Raw genomic sequence first — 5,373 nt, 5'->3', positions numbered from 1 at the left:
GGCCGGCGTGGGCAACGCCGAGCGTGGTCACCGCGACGAGGGCTGCGGTCGCGCCCACCAGTCCGGCGACAAATGCCTTGCGGGCATGGGTGATTTCCATATGTGCTCTTCCCCCTGGTCCAAGACGGGGCCGACACAGAGCGGCGCCCGTAGGTTTACTGAAAGTAAAGCATATGTAAGATCAACGTAGGGTCAAACCCCTCACGGGTGGGCCTGCGCCTCTTCGGTGATCCCCGTTGAGGTCGGGGGAGGGTTCCAGCCACGCCTGGCCCACTCTGGTGGCTGAGAAGCGTAGTGCAAGCCGCGTGTTCCGTCGTGGATGTGACCTGTCCATGATAAGTAAATGTGCATTGATGGGGGGAATCGATAAATGAAACTGCGAAAATCCGCTTTCGGAGCGTCAGGCTCCGAAAAGCGATTGAGAACAGCTGCGAGGCGCAGCAGAGGCGTTTGTAGCGTTGCCCTGCCTATGGCTTTGCTCCTGGGTCTGATGGGATCTGCTCCGGCCAGTGCTGATGAGGACACGGAGGACATCCAGTTCGCTTCGGATCGCGCCCTGACGGTCGCCGCGATGCAGGCTGGAGGAGCTGGAATCAGAGAGGCGGCCGAAAGGGCGCTCTCAGGGACGGAAGAGGATATTCGGAAGTTCCTCGACGGGGCTGCCGCCATTCGCTATGACGATGACTACGTCGATGCGAGCCGCGTGTTCAACGTTGGTGGTCCCGCTGTGCGTGCTGCGACGAAGGCCGCGTTGCAGGGAACACCGGAGCAGCTGAACACATATCTGCGCAGCGGGTGGCAGAAACCGCTGGAAGAGGACCGTCAGGTTGAAGCTTCCCAGGTCATCAACTTCGGCGGTAATGGGGTTAAGGAAGCGGGTAAGGTAGCGCTCCAGGCTGGACCTGAAGCGGTGACCAAATTCCTGGAAGAGGGTCAGTTCGCGGCGCGTGAAACCGACAACGAAGTAGAAATATCAAAGCTGATCAATTCCGGCGGCCCGAACATGAAGGCTGCCGGTAAGGCTGCTTTGCGTGGCACCGCAGATGACATCAGTGAGTTCCTGGATGTCGGTCAGTTCATCGCGCGCAACCGGGACCAGGAACATTCGACGATCGCTGAGCTGACCGAGCAGGCCAAGCAGGCCGGTCTGCAGGCGGAGGCGGCGACGAAGCAGTCGGAGGAGGCTTCCGCGCGTGCGGTGGCCGCGTCCGCCCTCGCCAAAGAAGCTGCCACGAAGGCTGCTCACGAGACAGAGCTGGCCCGCAACGACGCCAAGCGGGCCGCGGTCAAGGCACAGCAAGCCGCCGACGCCGCTCGCGCCGCGGCTTCGGCAGCCCAACAGGCGATCAATTCTGCGAACGCTGCCAGCCGGGCGGCGCGCAGGGCCTCCCTGGCTGCTGCCCAGACCGCGAACGCCGCTGCTTCCGCCGCAGACGCGGCGAACACCGCCTACAACGCGGCGATCGCCGCGGCAGGTGATGCGGGTAAGGCCGAACAAGCCAAACAGGCCGCCGCCGTGGCCCGCAACATGGCCTTCCTCACCAAAGCCTCGGCACTTGCAGCGGAGCAGGCCGGGCGAGCCTCCCAGGCCGCAGGTGTCGCGGCCGATGCCTCAAGGAGTGCGAGCGCGAACGCGAATGCGGCCGCAGACGCGGCCGATGCCGCCAACGGGTATGCGGACGCTGCGGGCGCACATTCAGCCGAGGCCAGCGCTGCCGCCGCAGAGGCGCGTCGACACGCCAACGCCGCGGACCGTGCCGCCAACAGCGCCGGTGCGCTCGCCCGCCGCTCCGCGCAGGCTGCCTACGAAGCCCGCGACGCGGCCTACTCTGCGGCAAACCACGCAGAGAAGGCTGCCGATGCAGCCGAGCAGGCGGCCAAGTACGCAGGGCAGTCCGCAAGCGCTGCAGCCGATGCGCGCAAGTGGGCGGAGGCAGCGAAGCAAGCCGCCGATGCGGCGACAGCCGCGGTCGCCACAGCCAAGACGGTTCACCAGATTGCCCTGGATGTTGAGACGCAAGAACTCGCATCCCGCTCCGATGCAGCCTTGGAGCGTGCCCGGTCCGAGAAGGCCCGTTCCGAGCGGCTCACCTCTCAGACTGCGGCCATCGCACTGCAGGCCCGTACTTTGGACACCACCGCCGCCGCGCTGGCCGTGGAAGCGGCCAAGCCAGGCGTGGATGTGAAGGCCACGGCCGCCAAGGGACGCAACCTCGCCTTGGACGCCCTCAAGCTCCGGGGCCCCTGGCATCAGCAGGCGGCCGCCACAGCCCTGGCCGGCACGGACGAGGCAGTCCTTGAGTATCTGCGGACCGGCTGGAAGAAGGCCGGAACGGAAGAGACCCGAGACGCGGTCCTGCAACTGAGCATTTCCAGTCCGTACGCCTCTGTGCGGCAGGGTGCGGCAACAGCACTCAAGGGTTCACCCCAGCAGATCGCAGACTTCTACACCACCGGTCAGTACGACGTGGGCAAGGACGACCTGGTCGTCGCCGTTTCCCAGGTCAACAATGCCGGCGGCGCAAGCGTGAAGGAGGCGTCCAAGGCGGCCCTGGCCAACGGGAACGGCAAGGTATTGGCCACCTTCCTCGCCGTCGGCCAGTACTCCGCCCGACTCTCCGACGAAGAGGTGATCGCTTCACAGCTCGTCACCTCGGGGGGCGAAGAGGTCAAGGCCGCCGCCAAAACCGCCCTTGCGGGCAGCCCTGAACAACTCCACGAGTTCGTCTCGGTCGGCCAGTACATGGCCGCACGTAAGGACGCCCTCACCGAACACCACCGCCTTCAGATCGAACGGCTGCTCGCCGAGGGCGAGATCGTCTCAACCTTGGCTCAAGCCAACCGTTGGCGCGCAGCCGAAGCCGCCGCCACCGCCAACCAGGCAGCAGCCGAAGCCCTGACCGCCGCCGGTGAGGCCGCAAAGTCGGCCCAGATCGCCGACGGTTACGCCGCCAGCGCCAAGAAGTCCGCCGAAGCAGCCACCAAGAGCGAAGCCAAGGCCAAACAATCCGCTACGGCTGCCCGGAACGCTGCAACCGCAGCGGGTCGCGACGCCGACAGCGCCGAGGCATCCGCAGCACAGGCGGCCTTCTCCGCAAGCTACGCTCGTCGATCTGCAATCGAGGCGGATGGGGCTGCGACGCAGGCCCGCAACTCGGCTATTGCGGCCGGCAAGAGCAAGGAAGAGGCTGAGGGTTACGCATCCCAAGCCTGGGCTGACGTCAAGCAGAAGCGTGAGGCTGAAATCGCCGAAGCCCAGCGCCAAGCGGAAGAGGCTTATCGTAAGGAGGCTGAGGCCCAGAAAAAGAAGAAGCCGAAGTGCATTGTTCCCTACAACCGGGATAGCGTTCCTCCGTGCTTGGCAGGAGCCGACCCCGACCAGGTCGTCCTCGCGGCTCCCGACCTTGAACTCGCGAAACTCCTAGTCAAGGGCGCCTGGGAACTGTCTGGCGGCGCCGACATTCAGCGGTGCATAGAAGACCCCACCTGGGGCGGCTGCGCCATGGCGGTCGCCGGTGTCCTTCCCGTTGGCAAGCTCAGACTGCTTAAGAAGGGCGCCGAGGGCGTCGAGGACGCGGTCAAGGCATCAAAGGCCGGCAGAGTGCCGCCGTCCTGTGTCGTACCGAAGATGCACAGTTTCCCCGCTGGCACGGCTGTCCTCATGGGAGACGGCAGTATCCGCCCGATCGAACAGATCGGTATCGGCGACCAGGTGTTCGCTGCCGACCCGGTAACCGGAGACTCTGGCCCCCGCCGAGTCGACGCCACGATCTACACTCCGGACGACCGCGATTTCACTGATGTCGCGCTCAATGAGGCCAGTGGCGCGGGCTTGATCACGACCACCGACCACCACCCGTTCTGGTCCGAGAGTGAAAAGAAGTGGAAGAACGCGGCCGAACTCACTCCGCAGGACACCCTCCGTACCCCCGATGGCAGCACGGCGCAGATCGCTAGTATTCGGCATTGGACGGGCCTCCAGCCTGCCTTCAACCTCAGCGTTCGTGATCTTCACAGCTTCTTCGTTCTTGCGGGTTCCACCCCGGTACTGGTGCATAACAGCTGCGCCCCTTTCGCCGATGGGGAAAATTGGTACAATGCCTTCGAGGTCGGAGGGCAGACGATTGAGACCATGGGTGATGCGAGGATTGTCGGAGATACGGTCCATCTGGATGGGCTAATGGTCTTTCCGCGGGGAACGCAGGGGTTGGCCCGCGCCCCGATTGGGCCCGACGCGATTAGAGAGATGAAGCACGCTCTCGCGCTTCAGGCTAGGTCGCAAGGATTCAAGACGGTCATCCTCAATTATGAACGGCATATCATCCGAAAGGATGGAAGTCGATTCGAGCGCCTCGATTCGATGACCCTCGATGTCGCGAAGATCCTAGGGGAGTAAAGCAATGGATCGGCCTCAACTGGACGAGTTGGCGGCACGTATAGGAGCGAACGCAGGGGTAGAACGGGAAACCGTATTTCGGGAGCTAAGGGAGGCTGGGATGTCGCCGATCGAAACGATCTACGTGATTTCTCGCGGCTTTGGTATCTCGTTGACAGAGGCGAAGCGCGCCATATATGAAAGCGCCGCTTGGCAAGATCAGCAGGAACGCTGGCGGCAGCTCCAGTCGGATTTGCATGAAGCTCCTTAAGGGCAGCCAGAGTATTTCTGAAACCTCTCTGCCTTTGTTGTGATATTTGCCCGGCCCTGTTGAGGACTTTCCTCAGCGGGGTCGGGTTATGGAGACCAACACCGTATGAGGCAACGGAGGGCTGCTTAGCTCGACGTTCAACGTCGCTGGTCACTGGGCCTGCTGAGAGCCCCGGGATCCGAAACGTCTGACGCGCCGTTCTTCACACTTCGAAACGTCGAGTAAGGAAGGGCGAAAGAAAGGCCGCTGCCTGTAGGTTTGCCCATCGCCGTGCCCGCAGGCAGCATTGTGCTGGCTGTCCCGCTTTCGGGTCGATTTTGGCGAGAGCCTCTTTAGCCGGGGCTACACGCTCTCCGCGCTCATCGGCGGCGTCCTTTGCGCGGACCGGCCGGTGAACACCTTGGTCGTGCTATCGACGGTCGAGCGTCGACGCGCCCCCGACGCCTTGTACCCGGCTGTGGGTCAGGGCTTGACCAAACCGACGCGTTTGCGTCGTGGCCTGGCGGACCTACCGTTGCCGAGGATGGCCGACAGACGGACCGTACTGGCGGTGGACGAGGCAACTGGATCCGCCCCGACGCTCCCACGAGCGACGGCAGGCTGTTCTGCTGCGGACATCGCCTTCGCTGACTGCCATGCTGATGATCTGTGGGTTTTTGTTGGTGTTGGTTCGGCAGCGTGATGTCAGTGTGGTGGTTGTTGGGTAGGCGCTGTTCGGCTGGGGCTT

Annotated in this window: 2 protein-coding genes; both read left to right on the top strand. The window is 63.8% G+C overall.

Translation table 11 applies throughout. The annotated features are described in order from the left end of the window. The first annotated feature begins 469 nt into the window (after positions 1-469). Positions 470-4,396 carry a polymorphic toxin-type HINT domain-containing protein gene (locus ACZ4M3_RS35280; protein WP_467739725.1) on the top strand — a complete coding sequence of 1,309 codons (3,927 nt, stop codon included), beginning with the start codon at positions 470-472 and terminating at the stop codon, positions 4,394-4,396. 100 nt (positions 4,397-4,496) lie between these two features. After that, positions 4,497-4,646: a hypothetical protein gene (locus ACZ4M3_RS35275; RefSeq protein WP_467739722.1), complete on the top strand. Its 150-nt coding sequence runs from the start codon at positions 4,497-4,499 to the stop codon at positions 4,644-4,646. Positions 4,647-5,373 lie beyond the last annotated feature (727 nt).

Source organism: Streptomyces sp. NPDC026522, from assembly GCF_055567555.1.
This window is presented reverse-complemented; position numbering and strand designations above follow the sequence as displayed.